Consider the following 17,389-nt stretch of genomic DNA (forward strand, 5'->3'; position numbering starts at 1 on the left):
AGGATTGAAATGGATGTATACACATTGTTCCCGACAATCAGTACTGCATTTATTGTAATCAGCGCTGTGTTGGTTGGGATTGGTTGGGGACTCATTATCAAAGGTAAAAGGGAAGCGCATAAGAAAACGATGATTGCTGCAGCGATTGCTGCAATACTCTTCTTCATAATTTACTCGTCACGGACGGTATTTATCGGAAATACGTCATGGGGTGGCCCGGATAATTTGAAGGGTTATTATCAGACATTTCTTATTTTCCATATCATACTGGCGACCGTTGCTGCTGTATTTGGTCTGACTACGCTTGTGCTCGGCTTTAAGGAAAAGTATGCAAAACATCGTAAATTGGGAAGAATAACGGCAGTCATTTGGTTCTTTACGGCGATTACCGGTGTAGCAGTATACGTGCTGCTATATATCTTATATCCGGGTGGACATACCCAAGCAGTATGGAAAGTAATCTGGGGATACTGATTCAATCTATAGAGTGAACATAAATAAAGGCTGTTGAGATGATCTCAACAGTCTTTTCTGCGTTTTGTAGCATGAAAGCACGCTGTGAGAACGTTTTACTGCCACTAGACCGTCTTTGTGGCAATGATTAATTGGAACAGATAGCAATTGATTATAAACATCTCCCTCGACAGATGGAGTTTTATTTGTTTATTTTTGTAAAAAGTATTGACGACGAAAAAAGCACAGTATATACTGTGTATAAAGATATAAACACCAGCACACTGAAAGATATAAGTGAACTAAAGAAGAGAAAGGTTGATTCACTTGGATACATGGAAAAACGCTTGGTTTATTTTCAAAAAGGATTTACGCATGGATCGATTACATCTGATAGGTAATATTATTTTTATGATTTATATAGGAATTTCGATAAGTACGATGATAGAATTTCGGAATGAAACAGAGAGAGTATTACAACCATTTTCCGACTTTATGATGTTACTTGTCATTCCATTAACCGGTTTTTTCTTCTCGAGACGTTCTTTTAGTTATATAAAAGAGGATTGTTATACCGGAATGCTTCACTACTATCGGGCACTTCCCATTGCAATTGGAACGATTATGAAGGCAAGGATCATTCAGTTAGTAACGGCATTAATATTTAATGGGATTATCTTTTATCCGCTCTTGTACATCATGTCAAACGAACTACGGGATAACCTGAATATAGGTCAGTATATCGTTTTTATATTAACTTGGAATGGGTTCGCGTTACTTATGAATGGTGCTTATATCTATTTTGAGCTCCTCAAGAAAGGGCGCACCTACTTCTGGATGACAACCAGTGTGGTGTTGTCCGTAGCTGTGATAACTGTTGTTTTGAGAGTGGTCAATACGAACCTGGTTATGCTTACTGTAGATTATACAAGTCGCTTTTCGTTTCTATCTCCACTTATGTGGGGATCGTTAATCATAGGGTGTGCTGGATTTACCGTATTGTTAAAGGCAACCGAGCGCAAATTAGCTATACGAGATTTAAAGTAAGGTTGGGGGTCCCATATGATTGCTAAGGTGGAGGTGAGGTAGAAAGGTGTGGATTCCTATTCAGATTAATGAGAGTAGCCCAGAGCCGTTGTATCATCAGATAGAAACGCAATTAAGATCGTTGATTGTCAGCGGACAGATAGATGAAGGAACCCTACTTCCCTCTATAAGAGAATTTGCTGGAAGCTTGAGTTGCAGTGTTATTACAGTCCGCAGAGTATATCAGGATTTGGAGAGCGAAGGACTACTTCGGACAAAACAGGGGACCGGGACATTTGTTGCTAAAGTTGGAGCAGGCGAAAGAGATGAATACCGAAGAGTAGCTGTACAGGAAGCTCTAGAATCGGCGGTTGAAGTCGGTAAATCAGTTCAATATGGCAAAGAAGAACTTAAAGAATTATTTCTGAAAATTTTAAATAAGAAATATCTTGAGAACGAAGGAAGTGATCCTAAGTGACGGAGCAGTTGGCTTTAGAGTTTCGAGGGGCTGTGAAACGCGGACTAAGGAAAGTAATCGGACCGATAGATATGCAGATCCCAGTAGGATATATCGTAGCGTTAGTTGGTCCCAATGGGTCTGGTAAGAGCACAATCCTTCAAATGTTAATGCAAATAACCACATTGGATGCAGGGGAAATTAAATGGTTTGGTGAAACGAGTACAGGCATTCTGCCAACAGAACTGAAACAGGGAATTGCGTATGTACCTGAGGGACCGGTCACTGAAGAAAACTTCATGACAGTTGAAGAAGCAGCGGGTTTCCGAGCACATTGGTATCCGTCATGGGATCATAATCGGTTTGAAGAGTTGGTGGCTCGATTTAATGTCCCTCGGAAAGAGCGTCTAAACCGGATGTCTAAAGGAGAACGTCGTAAATTTGAGATCGCCGCTGCGCTTGCGATACGTCCCAAACTACTACTGCTTGATGAACCTTCTTCTGGACTTGATCCCTTTGCTTGGAAGGACATGATCGATGAACTTCGGAGTTGTATGGATGGGGAGGATTTGACGATCGTCTTATCTACACATATCGTTGACGAAGTGAAACGACTTGCTGATTATATTGTTCTAGTTCATCAGGGTCAAACGTTAGGTATGTTCGAGAAAGATATGCTCTATGGTAGCTTTAAAGAGATTTGGGTTCGAGGGGAGCTTGCAGGAATTGAAAAGTTCGCAGAGGTCATTTCGTGTCAAGACGATGGTCCATCCACAAAGAAGTTAATCGTTAGGGATAGGCAGGATGATTGGAGTGCTTCACATCTCAAAGAACTGCAGATCATTAAGAGTCGAAGTCTTGAATTGGAAGAGATTTTAGACCTTTGGATAAAAGGACATAGACCTCAATAATAAATTAAACTAAGAGAAGAGGGTGTAACAGAATGGCAAATGCATTACTTTTAGAGAAGGTTGTTAAGCAATTTGGCGACAAGACAGCGGTAAATGAAATATCACTACAAGTTGAGAAAGGCGAAATATATGGCCTGTTAGGAGCTAATGGTGCTGGGAAAACGACAACAATGCGTATGGTCCTTGGACTAATTTACCCAGATAGTGGTCGTATTATGTATCATGGTAAGCCCTATGGTAAGGAGCTTCAACATTTGATCGGGTATTTGCCGGAAGAACGGGGACTGTATCCCAAGGTAAAAGTGAGTGATCAGATCAAATACTTGGCCAGATTACGCGGCATGTCAACTTCTGATGCAGATAAGAGTCTTCGTTATTGGCTCGATCGTTTTGAGGTGCCAGAGTATTATGATAAGAAAATTGAGGAATTGTCCAAAGGGAATCAACAGAAAATGGGCTTTGTCGCCGCGGTTGTACATAAACCGGATATTCTTATTTTGGATGAAGCTTTTAGTGGACTTGATCCTGTGAATGTAGAATTGCTAAAGGCTACGGTTTTGGAGTTGCGTGATGCAGGGACCAGTATTTTGTTCTCTACGCACCGGATGGAACATGTAGAAGAGTTGTGTCGTAACATTACGATACTGGATCGATCGAAGACGGTATTGCAAGGTAACCTACGTGAGATCAAGAAACGTTATCCTAGAGAAGAAGTCATTCTTCACACGACGGGAGAAGTAACCGGACTAGAGCAGTTGGAGGGTGTTAAGAAGGTCGAGCGACAAGAACGGGGATACAGAATTTCAATTTCTGATGTTGCTGCGGCAAAAGCTATATTGCGTAAAGCAATGGAAGAGAGCGATGTTGAACACTTCGAAATAAAGGAACCAACGCTTAATCAAATTTTCATTAAAGAGGTAGGTGAGTCGAATGAATAGATTAGGAACGGTCATCGGCTTTACATTTTTGAATAAGGTTAGAGCAAAATCTTTTGTCATTACAACGGTGATTCTAGCTTTACTTGTTTCAATCGGTCTTAACGTACCTTATTTTATAGAAAAGTTTACAGGTGAAGATAGTGAATCGGTAGCAAAGATTGGTCTCGTATACGGAAATCAACCAGAAATCGCTGAATCTTTGAAGGTCTATACGGATAAGCAATCTAATAACAAGTACTCTTTCGTAGAATATCAAGTGGCGGATGAGGCAGTGTTGAAGCAGGATATTAAAGACAAGAAGATTGATGGTTATCTGGACTTCAGTCAAGATACAAATGGGGCATTTCCTGAAGTAAGCTTTACCTCTAACAAAGAGAGTATGGATGTTAGTCTTCAGACGTCTTTGCAAGCTGCATTACAAAGTGTAAAGACTCAATATATTACTAAAGGTTCACTTACTGCAGAGCAGGTAGCTGAGATTAATATGCCAGTACAAATTGCGACATTTAAGGCACTTCCAGATGCGGCATCGGGTGAAAATGGTGAGTCAGCATCAGGCTCGAAGAGCATAGCGATCATTAACTATGTTATCGTATATGTCCTCATATTCCTCTTCTTCTTCTCTAATATGATGACGGGAAATATGATTGCTGCAGAGGTAACGGCAGAGAAGAGCTCACGTGTTATGGAGATTCTGATAACTAGTGTATCACCACTCACTCAAATGTTTGGGAAAATCGTGGGTATGTTCTTGATAGGAATATTGCAGATAGCAATCTTCGCTGCAGTTGTGGTTGTGAATGTTTCGTTGCCACACAATGCACCTCTGTTAGCGGATTTCGATCTTGATTTATCACAAATTAACTTGCAGGTGGTTATTTTAGGCTTCATCTTCTATATCCTAGGTTACTTCCTCTATGCTACCTTGTTTGCTGCTATCGGTTCACTCGTGAGTCGGACAGAAGATTTGGGGCAGGCGATTATGCCAATCACGATGCTATCTTTGGCGACATTCTATATCGGGATTTTCAGCTTGTCAGCTCCTAACTCGATGCTGCTAAAGGTGTGTACCTATATTCCGTTTATATCTCCCGTGTCTATGCTCGTACGAATCGGACTTGGAGAAATTGCAACATGGGAAATCGCGCTGTCGCTCGCAATCCTCGTTATATCGATTGTGCTCTTCGGATGGTTATCCGCTAAGATTTACCGTACGGGCGTACTGCTCTATGGGAAGCGTCCATCATTCAAAGAACTACGTAAAGCAATGAAGGCTTATAAAATTTAAGGTTATTGTTGAATTGATAAATGAAACAAAAAAAACTTTAGAAGGTTAGTTAAATGAAAAATAAATATAAAATGCCACACTCTGGTTTGTACCTAATTGCGATTGCGTTCATGGCAGTCTACTTTGGTAATAAACGCTTCGACTGGGGATTTCCTGATTTTCTACAGGGCGCCATACTTGGTTGTGCGATTGTTCTGATGCTAGTATATATAAATAAGATGGGGAAAATTATTAGGGCTAAGAAAAATGCATAGTAGTAATAGAACGATGTGATAAGAAATTCATAATTAGATGAAGCCCGATGAAACCATGTCGGGCTTTTTTTTGTTATTTCAGAAGAGGCACTTTGATTAAAGATCAAATAAGGTCAAATAATTAAAAAAATATCATTTAATGTGAAAAAATAGTCCAAAACGGCAGATTTCGGATTCATACCGGCCTAAATCGACTTTGTTTTAACTCAGAAAGGAGACTATAATTAAGTCATAAGGTCAAAGAAAGTCAAAGTCAGATTTTTGAGAGGAGAATGTGAAATGTTTGATTTAGTTCCTTTTAACAGACGTAGAGATGATGCTTTTGGTGTACTGACTAAATCTTTGAATGAAGTGTTCAATGATGATTTCTTTGCACCGATCAAAAGTTCTACAATGTCCTTCAGAACGGATATCCGTGAAAGCGAGCAAGCATATCTGATCGAAGCTGAGCTTCCTGGTTTTAAGAAAGAAGAAATCGACATTGACTTCGCCAATCCGTATTTGACGATCAAAGCTGTACGCAAAGAAGATAATCTTGAAGAGAATGAGAATCATCAGGTTATTCGTAGAGAACGTCGATTTGGCGAATATGTTCGGAGATTCTACTTGCAAGATATAGAAGAAGAAAGTATCAGAGCTTCGTTAAAAGACGGCATGCTCACGCTTGTGGTTCCGAAGCAGCAAAAAGCACAAAGTAAACGTATCGAAATTCAAGATGGAGATTCCACAGGAACGCAGGCTGAATAAGGACAAATTAGATTAAGATTATCAATTTTTAATAAAGAGTGTTGATATATAAGGCGCATTGTAGTGGATGATTCCGGCTATGGTGCGTCTTTTCTCAGAATCAATTTATGAAGGATGTGAAATCATATAGATGAAAGGAGGGGACGGACATGGCTACAAAAAATTACTATGAAGTTTTGGGAGTAAGTAAAGGGGCATCACAGAAGGAGATCAAGAAGGCCTATCAGAAGCTCGCCAAGAAGTGGCATCCCGATGTAAACAAAGCACCTGAGGCAGAGGCGAAGTTCAAGGAAGTAGCTGAAGCTTACGAGGTACTTGGTAGTGAGGAGAAACGTAAGGAATATGATGAGCTACTGAGATATGGATTCGGACGAGGAAGAGCTAATGGAACTAAGACTAGTGGAACTTCTTCATATGGCGACAATCCTTTTGGCGCAGGCTGGCAAGGAGGAAGTTATTCTTACGGAAGCAGTTCAGGCATACCTGAAGAGGACTTGTTTGGAATGTTCTTTGGGAACCGGGGAGCGGATCGAGCTGGGTTTGACTTCTTCTCTGGTAGTGGGAATGCACGTCAAGCCAGCAGCATGCAAGCTCAGTTAGAGATTTCGCTGGAGCAGGCATACAAGGGTGGGGACGTAAGAGTACAAGTGGGTGGTGCGAATGTGAATGTTCACATTCCAGCACGATCACACGAAGGTAAAGTGATTAGAATACAAGGAAACGCTCAGAATGGCATGATAACGGGCGGGGACTTGTTACTTACGCTGCATATTTTGCCTCATGAAATCTATGATCCTCAAGAAGGTGATTTACATGGTATTGTACAAATTGCTCCGTGGCAAGCAGTTTTGGGAGGAGAGACCAAGGTACCATTACCAGACGGTAGTATTGTGAAACTGAAAATTCCAGCAGGCATTCAAAGTGGCAAGACACTACGTATTCCAGGCAAGGGCTTAAAGCGCGAGAATGGGACGAACGGAGATATTTTGTTTGGCATTGAAATCATCGTTCCCGAACATACAAGTGAAGCTGAGAAAAATCTATATCGCAAATTAGCCGAGTCTAGCCGGTTTACTGCTGGACCTAAACGAACAAGTATCAGCACACGGCGGCATAAGACCACAATGGGTTAATCATAGATAAATAAACTGAAAGGTGTGAGATTTATGGATTTCAATAAATTAACGCAGAAGTTGCAGGAAGCTGTTGCTGCAGCACAGACACTGGCTTCAGAAAGCGGGCATCAGGAGATCGATAATCTCCATCTTTTGAAGGCATTGCTCCAGCAACAAGAGGGCCTGCTGCCAAGATTATTGCAAAAAATGAATATTCCTGTAGCTGAGATGTTATACAGTACCGATATGTTACTTCAACGTAAGCCAAGTGTTAGTGGATCCGGAGCAGCAACTGTAAGGCTGTATGCCTCACCATCCCTGATTCGTGTGCTGGAAAGAGCGGAGAAGGAAGCTGCACAGATGCAAGACGAGTTCGTCGCTGTGGAACATGCGGTACTAGCAATGGTGTCCGATTCAAGCAAGGAAAGTCGCGAACTACGTGAGATATTTACGAACCGGGGGGTAACGCGAGATAAGTTATTGTCGGTGCTCGCCGAAATTCGCGGACATCAACGGGTGACGAGTCGAGAACCAGAAGCAACCTACGAGGTTCTAGAGAAATATGGACGTGATCTCGTGGCGGACGTTCGGGCGGGGAAGATTGATCCGGTCATCGGGCGTGATGGCGAGATTCGCCGGATCATTCGTATTCTGTCCCGTAAAACGAAAAACAATCCAGTGTTGATCGGGGAACCAGGTGTAGGGAAGACGGCTATTGTAGAAGGACTAGCGCATCGAATTGTACGGAAAGACGTGCCTGAAGGGCTGAAGGATAAGACTATTTTTTCCCTCGATATGAGTGCGCTTGTGGCGGGTGCCAAATTCCGTGGGGAATTCGAAGAGCGTCTGCAGGCTGTATTGAAAGAAGTTCGCGAGAGCAACGGGAGAATTATTCTATTTATTGATGAGTTGCACACCATTGTTGGAGCAGGTAAAACTGAAGGTGCTATGGATGCGGGAAATATGCTGAAGCCGATGTTGGCCCGAGGTGAGCTGCACTGTATTGGTGCGACAACACTTGATGAATATCGGAAGTACATTGAGAAGGACCCAGCACTGGAGCGCCGGTTCCAACAGGTGTTAGTTAGTGAGCCCGATGTAGAGGATACAATCTCGATTCTGCGTGGATTAAAAGAACGATTTGAGGTTCATCACGGGGTCAAAATCCATGATAGCGCATTAGTTGCTGCGGGGGTTCTATCCAATCGCTATATTACTGATCGTTATCTACCCGATAAAGCGATTGACCTTGTGGACGAAGCTTGCGCGATGATCCGCACGGAAATTGACTCCATGCCAAGTGAGATGGATGAAGTTACACGCCGTCTTATGCAAATGGAGATTGAAGAAGCTGCTCTGAAGAAAGAAACCGATGATGCCAGCAAGCGTCGTCTAGAAATACTTCAACGCGAACTAGCCGATCTCAAGGAGAAGCAGCTTGGGATGTCCGCACGTTGGGAGAAGGAAAAATCAGCTATTCAAGGTATTCGCGAGATCAAGAAACGGTTAGAGCAAGCACGTAAGGATCTGGTGGATGCTCAGGAGGAATACGATCTCAATAAATCGGCAGAACTGAGTTATGGCATTATCCCGGATTTGGAACGACAATTGAAGGAAGCTGAAGAAACTGCACTACAGGATCAAGATACTAGACTACTACGTGAAGCGGTGACTGAGGAAGAAATTGCGGATATTGTCTCTCGCTGGACCGGGGTACCCGTTACTCGCCTGGTTGAGGGAGAACGGGAAAAGCTGTTGCGTCTGGAAGAAACATTACATGAACGGGTTGTTGGGCAGGATGAAGCGGTCAATCTGGTGGCCGACGCTGTGCTCCGTGCGCGGGCTGGAATCAAGGATCCAAATCGTCCCATTGGCTCATTCCTGTTCCTTGGTCCGACTGGAGTCGGGAAGACGGAGCTAGCGAAGGCACTCGCAGTATCCTTGTTTGACCGCGAAGATGGTATGATCCGCATTGATATGTCGGAGTATATGGAGAAGCATAGTGTCTCCCGTCTTGTTGGAGCACCTCCAGGGTATGTCGGTTATGAGGAAGGCGGTCAACTCACGGAGGCGGTGCGACGTCAACCCTACACAGTTGTCCTGCTGGATGAAGTTGAGAAGGCACATCCTGACGTATTTAATATACTATTACAGCTATTGGATGACGGGCGATTGACCGATTCGCAAGGACGTAACGTCGACTTCAAGAATACGATTATCATTATGACCTCTAATATCGGTTCACCACATCTTATTCAAGGCACCGATGATCAGGGCGAACTTACGGAAGAGGCAAAGGCAAAGGTTATGAATGATTTGAGAGGTCATTTCCGTCCTGAATTCCTGAACCGAATAGATGACATCGTGATGTTCAAACCATTGACCCTTAACGAAATTGAGCAGATTGTAGATAAGTTGGTGGATGAATTACGTGTACGCTTAGCAGAACGTGGGATTGGCCTCGTCTTAAATGAAGAGGCAGTGCGTTTTATTGCCAAGGAAGGCTTTGATCCCGTGTATGGTGCAAGACCGCTGAAACGGTTCATCCAGCGTAGCTTGGAGACTCGAGTTGCACGTGCCCTCATTGGTGGTGAAGCTGAGGAGGGTTCCGTGATTGAGGTTCAAGAGTCTGGCGGCGAGTTGGTAGTATCGATTTCCAAACAGGATTAACCAAAGTGAAAGGGCGTTCCCAAGCCATTATGGTAGGGGACGCCCTTTCATATTCATCTGACTTTCGCAGGGTTATTGCATGACAACGATATTTCGCTCAATCATCAGGAGGGTTGGCTTCATTATTACCATAACCTGACCGTATTAAATCGAATGAGATTGAATCATGCCGCGATGCTGTTGTACTCGCTGATAACCGGCTAAGCCTTGTCCGTTACGGAACTGCTGCTAGACAATCGTACATTGGAGTTTAAGCAGCATAAGGGTAATAGCTTGGATTTGAATGTCTCCTACCGACGCGAGAATACGTGGCTGCATCATGAGCCTATTTTGGAGCGGGAGTTATTCAGGCATATTAAAAACGGGAATAAAACCGAACTGATGAGAACTTACGTCTCATTTCCCGAGGAGAAATATGGATTACTCTCTAAGAAGAGTCATCTACGCAGTAAAAAGAATCTAGCCGTCTCCTCCGTAACACTGGCTACACATGCAGCTATTGATGGGGGACTGTTCAGGGGAATAGCGTATACACTTAGTGGTTTTCATATCCAGTATATAGAAGAATTGAAAGACATTGATGCCGTAAAAGATGCAGAGCTATCGGGTATCTCTTTATCCGACATTGCTACTCGGCTTCAATTCAACGATCAGAGTTATTTTACGAAAGTATTCAAGAAATACACGGGTACTACTCCTAAACAATTTAGGAACAATAGTGGAATCACACTTTAAGCTATGACTCGATCTCTAGACGGAAAAAAAGTTCAGTCTCAGGTCGAGTATGTAGCCCGTCGCACGCCCGTTTTGATCCCTGCCCAAACCCAATAAACTAATAGAAGTACATAAGAGAACTTACAGATAAGCTTTTAATTGGAAAATTGGAAGGGGAACGAAGGGGAATGGGATGGTTAACAAAGTGGGCATTTGCCAACAAAGCGGCGGTAGGATTACTGACCGTTATGGCACTTGTAGTAGGGATTGTGAGTTATACGACGCTACCTATGGAATTTATGCCGGAGGCAGATAATCCGCAGGTTAGTGTCATGGTTATCGGGCCTGGTCAGAATGCTGGATCCATGGAAAGTAACGTAACAACACCGATTGAAAGTTCCTTTGGGTCATTAAAAGGGAAGAAGGAAATCCTATCTACCTCGGGAGATGGGTATGCGAAGATTGATATTTATTTTGATTCCAAGACGAATATGAAGGAAGCTGCACAAGAGGTTCAAAAAGCAATAGATCCACTGCAATACCCGGAAGGTGTGATGAAGCCATTCGTGCTTCAATTGAACACTTCAATGATTCCAGTCTCTGAGATGACGATCTCTTTTGAAGAGGGACTAACTTCGGGTAATATTGAAATTGCTGAAAAAACGATACTTCGTCAGTTGCAAGATATTAAAGGCGTTTCGAATGTCGGATTTTATGGAAAACCGGTTTCACAAATTAATGTTGAAGCAGATCAGATCAAGATGGCGCAAATGGGAGTACCCTTCTCAGAACTGATGGGTGTACTTCAAGGGCGTAACGTATCAGCATCGGTGGGGGCACAGACCATTGGTGGGCAAAGTGGTAACGTGAATGTTGTATCCCAAATTGAAAGTGTAGATACTTTGAAGAAGCTGCAAGTAGCGGAAGGAGTTACACTACAAGATATAGCCACGGTTGAATTGAAACAGGATAAAGAGAGTATCAGCCGAGCAAACGGTAAAGATGTTCTATTTGCAGTCATATTCAAAGAAGCCAATGCCAATGCGGTGGATGTAGGTAATAAAGTCCAAGAAATTGTAGAGAACTTGAATAAAACCATAAAAAATGCTGATGTATCAGTTGTTATGAGTACTTCGGATATGGTTGTTGACTCTGTAAACAGTATGATGCGTGAAGTATTAATAGGAGCTTTGTTCGCGACCATCGTTATTTTATTGTTCCTGCGTAATATACGTGCGACTTTAGTTACGGTGATTTCGATCCCACTTTCACTAGCGATAACGTTATATTTACTGAAAGTATCCGGTGTCTCCTTGAATATTATTACGCTTGGGGGCGTTGCAGTAGCCGTTGGACGTCTGGTGGATGACAGTATTGTAGTTATAGAGAATATCTACCGTAGATTGCAAAAGGAATCCTTCTCAATTGGAATGGTGATCGGTGCAACGAAGGAAGTTGCTCAGGCAATCACTTCTTCCACGATCGCGACGGTGGCTGTATTTTTACCAATGGGTCTCCTAAGAGGAGGATTACAGGCTTTTCTGCTCCCATTTGCCCTAACAATTACGTATTCCTTACTTACCTCATTGGTAGTAGCCCTGACAGTAGTACCTTTACTTAGTTCATGGCTTTTACGGAATACTCACATGAGTGAAGGTAAACCTTCTCCCAAATTTGGACGATTTCTACAGTGGAATCTCAGTCACAAATGGGTAACCTTATCACTTGCATTCATCGTCTTTGCTTCTTCAATCGCAGCTTATGTTTTTATGCCTAAAGGCGCTTTGGATGCTTCCAATGCAGATTATGTTGTTGTGAAGCTACAGTATCCAAATGATGTTCCGGTGGGAGAGATACTTGATAACGGAAAGAAACTTGAACAATATATGATGAAGCAAGATCAGGCAGAGACCGTATTGCTGGATTATGGTAACAGTAGTGATATGGCGCAATGGGGGAATGTCTCGTCGCTTGCTGAAGTTAGTTATACGGTAATCATGAAGAAAGACGCAGATGCGGAGAAGTTCATAGAACAAGTTCGTGCACAAAAGGAAAACTATGACGGAGCTACTTTGACAGCAAATGAAACTAGCATGATGAGTTCAGGTTCTACAACAGAATATATCGATATTGTTGGTGATGATCTAACAGCGATCTCAGAGGTAGAGAAGGAAGTTAAATCCAAGCTAACCACGGTGGACGGAGTGGAGAAAGTCACTAGCAGTGGGGACGATACGAAACCTGTATTCTCCTTCACCGTAGATCCACTCCAGGCCAAGGGTCAAGAAATTGCGATGCAAATTAGCGCAATGCTTAACCCTGTACCGATTGGACAAATTGAGCTGGATGGTGTCTCAACGGCTGTCGTGTTAGAACCGGCACTAGTGCCGAAAACAGAGCAGGATCTGAGTGGCATGATGCTGATGACTGCTGGAGGTCCGGTACCCGTCTCCCAGCTTGCAAAATTTGAAGTTCGCAATGAACCAGCTATGGTCTATCACAAGGAAGGTAAAAATTACTTGCGCATTACTGCGGAGGTAGATCCGAAGCTCGTGTCCAAGATTGGTGCTAGTATTAAAGAGGAAATAGATTCAATTAAGACCCCAGAAGGTGTGACTTTGTTTGCAGGGGGAGCTTCTGTCGATCAAGCAGGTGATTTTGGTGACTTAGGTATGACTGCACTAATTTCCATTGGATTAGTCTATCTGATCATGGTACTTACGTTCAAGACGCTTCGTGCTCCATTTGCGATTATGTTCTCCCTACCATTAGCAGCGATTGGTGCAATTATTGGATTGTTAGTATCAGGTGTGACGCCTGACTTCACGGCCTTGTTCGGTGCTTTGATGCTAATAGGTATAGTTGTAACGAATGCGATTGTCCTGATTGATCGAATCAAACATAATGAGGAACACATGTCTATTCGCGAAGCGATTATCGAGGCAGCGATGACACGGATGCGTCCAATATTAATGACTGCGATTGCCACGATCTGCGCGATGCTACCGCTTGTATTCGGGCATTCTGAGCAAGGTAGTATCGTATCGCAAAGTTTAGCGATTGTCGTAATCGGAGGGTTGACCGCCGCAACGATTCTAACTCTCATCGTAATACCAGTCATTTATGAACTGTTCTACTTCCGCAAGTCAGCCCAACAGCGCAAGCAGACCATTAACGTAGCCCCTGAAGTTACAGAATCAGTGTGAATGATCCGCTCATAGATTAAGATCATATGCCATACAACCATGAGCCTGTGAAACTTTCTCCCCTGGCTTTGCGTTTACATGAATAGTAGTGGAGACGATAGAGTTAGGGGACAGAGCAATGACAGAGGCATCATTACCTAGCCGGACATCGGCTAACAAGCGAAAGATAACTAAGAAACGGCGCAAGAAGAACCAATTCTTGTCCTTTATGATTCGATTATGTATGATGACGATGTTTTTACTATCACTTGCTGGAATCTGGTTCTTCTTCACACCTTCTGGTAACAATATGCGGTTTCTAATGGCAGATACTTTGATCACAACACAACATCGGCACTGGGCCAAATATATTATCGGACAAGAAGAATTGGATAAGCGGGTTGCCGCATATCAAGCACAATTCAATGAAATGGGTACGGAAAAGGATACACATACGATCTCCATTCCGATTAAAGAGGGAGAAGAGAGCAAGGAGAAACCTTTGATCGAGGTCGAAGAGGTATCAGGTACTGGTTACCATGGTTATGTGTTAACTGTAAATGATCCGACTAAGATACGCCTTGGTGTTCCTGCTAAGGTGGGTAAGGGTGAGAAGGTTTCAAGTATGGTGGAACGCACTGGGGCCATTGCTGGCGTTAACGGTGGTGGATTCGCTGATCCGAACTGGAAAGGCAATGGATTTAAACCTATCGGTCTTGTTATTTCACAGGGAAAGTTGTACTACGATGGCATAGGGGAGAAGAATTCTACTCAAATCGTTGGTCTCGATAAGCAGGGGAAAATGATTGCCGGAAACTATTCAATTCAGGAACTACAGGATCTTAATATTCAAGAAGCGGTTACATTCCAACCACGGATTATTGTGAATGGGAAAGGACAGATCAAGAGCCAGAAAGACGGATGGGGAATTGCCCCGCGTACCGCTATGGGGCAGAGAGAGGATGGCGCAATACTGTTTGTTGTAATTGATGGTCGCCAGCCGGCCTATAGCATCGGTGCAAGCCTCTATGATGTCCAACAAGTCATGTTGGATCATGGGGCAGTGATTGCCGCTAATCTTGATGGTGGTTCATCTACAGTACTTGTAGGAAAGGGTGGCGAAATCCTGAACAAACCATCATCTGAATACGGCGAGCGTTACTTGCCAACGGCATTCTTGGTATTTGAGCATCCTGAAGAGGTGGATATTCCTAACGTTTGGAAGGGTCTTCGTCCGCAAGACATTGATGCGGGCAAGAAATAGAATGAGTTAAGGAGGCACAGCCTCGACTTTATTCTGATGTTTATTAAAAAAAGGCAAGCCTCCGGTTAATTGGAGGCTTGCCTTTTGACGTTTTCGGCCCATTGTGGCTTGTTAGCATAGAGGACGGAACGATTTGGAAAAAGCGATAGCTATTTAATAAATATGCCGCCAAAAGGAATAACCTCGCGCAGAACGCGTTTGACAATACCGGCATCATTGTGGAGATCTTGTTCAAGTTCGCGATTTCTTGCTCCAGACTGAATTAACACGGTGCCACGTCCGGTCATTTTCCACTGATAATTCATATGTTGGCTAGCGAGATGATTACCATATACGGACAATTCAAGCTTGGCATTCTCAGGATAGGCGATGACACTTCTTGCATCAATGTAGATTGCTTCCTCGGGATGGAGGGTAAGTTCGATAATCTGACCCTGAGTCAGAATGCCAATCATACCTTCCCCAGAAAATTTCATTTTGATCGCATCTCGAGTAATCATCATATTCTTCATTTTTAAGATCCGGGTTTCCATTTTAACTCCCTCTGTATAGAAGAAGAGATGTTTGAAGTCATACAGCAGATCACTATCTTTGGTAAGCTGTATGGACTTCATAGATACGGAAGGGGGAAGTGCAGCCACGAATTGGCAAGGTCCGATCATGTCCGCTTGGATCAACTTCATTTTCCGATACATTCCCTTAAAGCTCATTAGCTTGTCACTACGATTCGCAGAGGCTCCACGATACGCGATAATCTGTCCAGGATGTAGGATATGCGCCTTTTCGCCCACATTTAACCGGAAGGTTACAGCTTGTCCACTTATATGCGTGGGTTCTGACTCATATTGTACATCCATAGGATAGACCCTCCTTTACTTTCGAAGAATGAAACGTAATCCTCGAAGCAAAATGAAATAGCCAGCAACGAGCGCTACAGCCACTATGATCATTATTCGAGTCTTGCGTCCCGATGCTTCGCGGGATTGTTGTGCTTCTGTCAAAGCCGTTACAGTTGCCGTTAATTCCTTGTTACGCTCTATTAATTCCAAGTTCTGTTGTTGAAAAGTCTCCAGCGTTGCTTGTGCTTCGCCGAGCTTGTCCAAGGTAACTTGGTAGTTTTCTTTTAGCTCATTAACTTCCGCAGGTAATTCAGATAATTGCTTCACACCACTAAATAAATCACTAAAATAACCAGCCTCGGCGCGGGGAGCTCCAAGCAGAAGTCCGCCACAGAGCAGCACTGCAAATGTGAACTTAAGAATTGCATTAGACCAACGATTCATTGTCTCTCCACCTCCGATAATGTTTCTATATAACATTACGTACCATTCATCACAAAGGTTTCTATGTCCTCTCAACTGCAACTATTGTTACTCTTTACGCCAAGCGAAGCGTTGGCGGTATTTTCGGGGAGCCAAACCTTCGATTTTGGTAAAAGAGGCGGTGAAATACGCGGCGTGGTTGAAACCAACAGCCTCAGCAATCCGTTCCATACTGAGATCAGTCTGCACCAGTAGCAGCTTAGAATGTTCAATTCGTAGATTAAGCAAATAGACCGAAGGTGAACAACAGTATAATTTTCGCATACAACGAGCTATATATACGGGGTGAAAGTTAATACTCTCACCAAGTTTTTTCGCTGAAAATTCCTCACGGTAATGCTCACGCAAATAGGTGGCGGCACGTTCCGCGCAAATGGTTTGAGAGGAAGGTCCATCTGCCCCAATGGATGACGAGAGCAGTACGATAACCTCCTGAAATAGTGCCTGTTGCTTGAGACGGACACTGGAGAGGTGAATATTCTGATTCATTTGCGTCAATTCACTAATAATCTCAATAATCTTCAACGGTTGAGCGAGCTTAATGAATTGTGGAAGTGCAACGTTATAGGAAGTCGTCGTAAAAGGAGGGAGAGGAAGATTGCGAGGAGTACTTTCTCCTGAAGTCTTCCATTGGTTCTGATGGTAAGACTCTTCGTCTATGACTCTCCAATCGCTGAGAATTTGAAAATGCAGCCAATAGTATTTCGTCTCCTCTACACAACCTGCATACGCGTAGTGTTGACTATCTGGGCGAAGTATAAGGGCATGACCTTCCTTTACTTCGTAGTCGACGCCCCCTTCTCCAACGAAAAGACAGCCCTCGATAACTACAAGTAGATCAAAGGCTCCAATGTTCTGCCTACTGGGATGCCTCCCACCAATTTCTGCGTATGACAATCCGCTGACAATATAGTGAGGGAGTGGCGGGGCCATAAAATCTATAATGAGCATTTTTAGTAACCTTCTCTATACATAATTATAGTTGGAATATTGAAAGATTGAGTTTGTTAATTGATACAACTGAATAAGTATAACAGCTATAATG

At 43.2% G+C, this 17,389-nt stretch carries 16 protein-coding genes; 13 read left to right on the top strand and 3 right to left on the bottom strand.

The genetic code is table 11. From position 1 onward, the window contains the following. Positions 1 to 9 precede the first annotated feature (9 nt). The 13 genes from EJP82_RS00550 (at position 10) to EJP82_RS00610 (ending at position 15,022) form a co-directional block, all read left to right on the top strand. Positions 10 to 474, top strand: coding sequence for a DUF420 domain-containing protein (locus EJP82_RS00550; RefSeq protein WP_127190069.1), 465 nt, complete (start codon positions 10 to 12; stop codon positions 472 to 474). A 306-nt stretch (positions 475 to 780) separates the two neighbouring features. Next, positions 781 to 1,500 (top strand): hypothetical protein, encoded by a 720-nt coding sequence (locus tag EJP82_RS00555; RefSeq protein WP_127190070.1) that lies wholly within the window; start codon positions 781 to 783, stop codon positions 1,498 to 1,500. Between the two features lie 46 nt (positions 1,501 to 1,546). Next, positions 1,547 to 1,957: a GntR family transcriptional regulator gene (locus tag EJP82_RS00560; protein WP_127190071.1), complete on the top strand. Its 411-nt coding sequence runs from the start codon at positions 1,547 to 1,549 to the stop codon at positions 1,955 to 1,957. Then, positions 1,954 to 2,847: an ATP-binding cassette domain-containing protein gene (locus EJP82_RS00565; RefSeq protein ID WP_246053930.1), complete on the top strand. Its 894-nt coding sequence runs from the start codon at positions 1,954 to 1,956 to the stop codon at positions 2,845 to 2,847. The genes EJP82_RS00560 and EJP82_RS00565 overlap by 4 nt, the downstream gene beginning before the upstream one ends. A 32-nt stretch (positions 2,848 to 2,879) precedes the next feature. Beyond that, positions 2,880 to 3,785 (top strand): ABC transporter ATP-binding protein, encoded by a 906-nt coding sequence (locus EJP82_RS00570; RefSeq protein ID WP_127190072.1) that lies wholly within the window; start codon positions 2,880 to 2,882, stop codon positions 3,783 to 3,785. Beyond that, positions 3,778 to 5,073: an ABC transporter permease gene (locus EJP82_RS00575; protein ID WP_127190073.1), complete on the top strand. Its 1,296-nt coding sequence runs from the start codon at positions 3,778 to 3,780 to the stop codon at positions 5,071 to 5,073. The genes EJP82_RS00570 and EJP82_RS00575 overlap by 8 nt, the downstream gene beginning before the upstream one ends. 53 nt (positions 5,074 to 5,126) lie before the next feature. Next, positions 5,127 to 5,327, top strand: a complete 201-nt coding sequence (locus EJP82_RS00580; RefSeq protein WP_127190074.1) for a hypothetical protein — start codon at positions 5,127 to 5,129, stop codon at positions 5,325 to 5,327. 279 nt (positions 5,328 to 5,606) lie between these two features. Then, entirely contained in the window at positions 5,607 to 6,074 is a 468-nt protein-coding gene (locus tag EJP82_RS00585) for an Hsp20/alpha crystallin family protein (protein WP_127190075.1), read from the top strand. A gap of 149 nt (positions 6,075 to 6,223) precedes the next feature. Next, positions 6,224 to 7,207 carry a DnaJ C-terminal domain-containing protein gene (locus EJP82_RS00590; RefSeq protein ID WP_127190076.1) on the top strand — a complete coding sequence of 328 codons (984 nt, stop codon included), beginning with the start codon at positions 6,224 to 6,226 and terminating at the stop codon, positions 7,205 to 7,207. A 33-nt stretch (positions 7,208 to 7,240) separates the two neighbouring features. Then, positions 7,241 to 9,859 (top strand): ATP-dependent chaperone ClpB, encoded by a 2,619-nt coding sequence (gene clpB, locus EJP82_RS00595; protein WP_127190077.1) that lies wholly within the window; start codon positions 7,241 to 7,243, stop codon positions 9,857 to 9,859. A 207-nt stretch (positions 9,860 to 10,066) separates the two neighbouring features. After that, on the top strand, positions 10,067 to 10,594 hold the full coding sequence (locus EJP82_RS00600; protein ID WP_127190078.1) for an AraC family transcriptional regulator: 528 nt from the start codon (positions 10,067 to 10,069) through the stop codon (positions 10,592 to 10,594). Between the two features lie 167 nt (positions 10,595 to 10,761). Further along, complete coding sequence (locus EJP82_RS00605) at positions 10,762 to 13,779, top strand: efflux RND transporter permease subunit (protein ID WP_127190079.1); 3,018 nt, start codon at positions 10,762 to 10,764, stop codon at positions 13,777 to 13,779. Positions 13,780 to 13,897: 118 nt separating this feature from the next. After that, positions 13,898 to 15,022 carry a phosphodiester glycosidase family protein gene (locus EJP82_RS00610; protein ID WP_127190080.1) on the top strand — a complete coding sequence of 375 codons (1,125 nt, stop codon included), beginning with the start codon at positions 13,898 to 13,900 and terminating at the stop codon, positions 15,020 to 15,022. 149 nt (positions 15,023 to 15,171) lie between these two features. Here EJP82_RS00610 and EJP82_RS00615 read toward each other — a convergent pair whose 3' ends face one another. The 3 genes from EJP82_RS00615 to EJP82_RS00625 all read right to left on the bottom strand — a co-directional run bounded on the left by EJP82_RS00615 (position 15,172) and on the right by EJP82_RS00625 (position 17,295). After that, entirely contained in the window at positions 15,172 to 15,879 is a 708-nt protein-coding gene (locus EJP82_RS00615) for an AIM24 family protein (protein ID WP_127190081.1), read from the bottom strand. A 15-nt stretch (positions 15,880 to 15,894) separates the two neighbouring features. Beyond that, positions 15,895 to 16,305, bottom strand: a complete 411-nt coding sequence (locus EJP82_RS00620; RefSeq protein ID WP_127190082.1) for a hypothetical protein — start codon at positions 16,303 to 16,305, stop codon at positions 15,895 to 15,897. Positions 16,306 to 16,392: 87 nt separating this feature from the next. Beyond that, the gene (locus EJP82_RS00625; RefSeq protein ID WP_127190083.1) at positions 16,393 to 17,295 is read right to left on the bottom strand and encodes an AraC family transcriptional regulator; all 903 of its coding nucleotides are present in this window, start codon (positions 17,293 to 17,295) and stop codon (positions 16,393 to 16,395) included. Between the last annotated feature and the right edge of the window lie 94 nt (positions 17,296 to 17,389).

Origin of the sequence: Paenibacillus anaericanus, assembly GCF_003994475.1 — a bacterium.
GTDB classification, from domain to species: Bacteria; Bacillota; Bacilli; order Paenibacillales; family Paenibacillaceae; genus Fontibacillus; species Fontibacillus anaericanus.

Bases quoted from the DNA above. Each gene is read 5' to 3' on its own strand.
- EJP82_RS00550 (WP_127190069.1), top strand. From the start codon at position 10: ATGGATGTATACACATTGTTCCCGACAATCAGTACTGCATTTATTGTA.
- EJP82_RS00570 (WP_127190072.1), top strand. From the start codon at position 2,880: ATGGCAAATGCATTACTTTTAGAGAAGGTTGTTAAGCAATTTGGCGAC.
- EJP82_RS00575 (WP_127190073.1), top strand. From the start codon at position 3,778: ATGAATAGATTAGGAACGGTCATCGGCTTTACATTTTTGAATAAGGTT.
- EJP82_RS00580 (WP_127190074.1), top strand. From the start codon at position 5,127: ATGAAAAATAAATATAAAATGCCACACTCTGGTTTGTACCTAATTGCG.
- EJP82_RS00585 (WP_127190075.1), top strand. From the start codon at position 5,607: ATGTTTGATTTAGTTCCTTTTAACAGACGTAGAGATGATGCTTTTGGT.
- EJP82_RS00590 (WP_127190076.1), top strand. From the start codon at position 6,224: ATGGCTACAAAAAATTACTATGAAGTTTTGGGAGTAAGTAAAGGGGCA.
- clpB (WP_127190077.1), top strand. From the start codon at position 7,241: ATGGATTTCAATAAATTAACGCAGAAGTTGCAGGAAGCTGTTGCTGCA.
- EJP82_RS00605 (WP_127190079.1), top strand. From the start codon at position 10,762: ATGGGATGGTTAACAAAGTGGGCATTTGCCAACAAAGCGGCGGTAGGA.
- EJP82_RS00610 (WP_127190080.1), top strand. From the start codon at position 13,898: ATGACAGAGGCATCATTACCTAGCCGGACATCGGCTAACAAGCGAAAG.
- EJP82_RS00615 (WP_127190081.1), bottom strand. From the start codon at position 15,879: ATGGATGTACAATATGAGTCAGAACCCACGCATATAAGTGGACAAGCT.
- EJP82_RS00620 (WP_127190082.1), bottom strand. From the start codon at position 16,305: ATGAATCGTTGGTCTAATGCAATTCTTAAGTTCACATTTGCAGTGCTG.
- EJP82_RS00625 (WP_127190083.1), bottom strand. From the start codon at position 17,295: ATGCTCATTATAGATTTTATGGCCCCGCCACTCCCTCACTATATTGTC.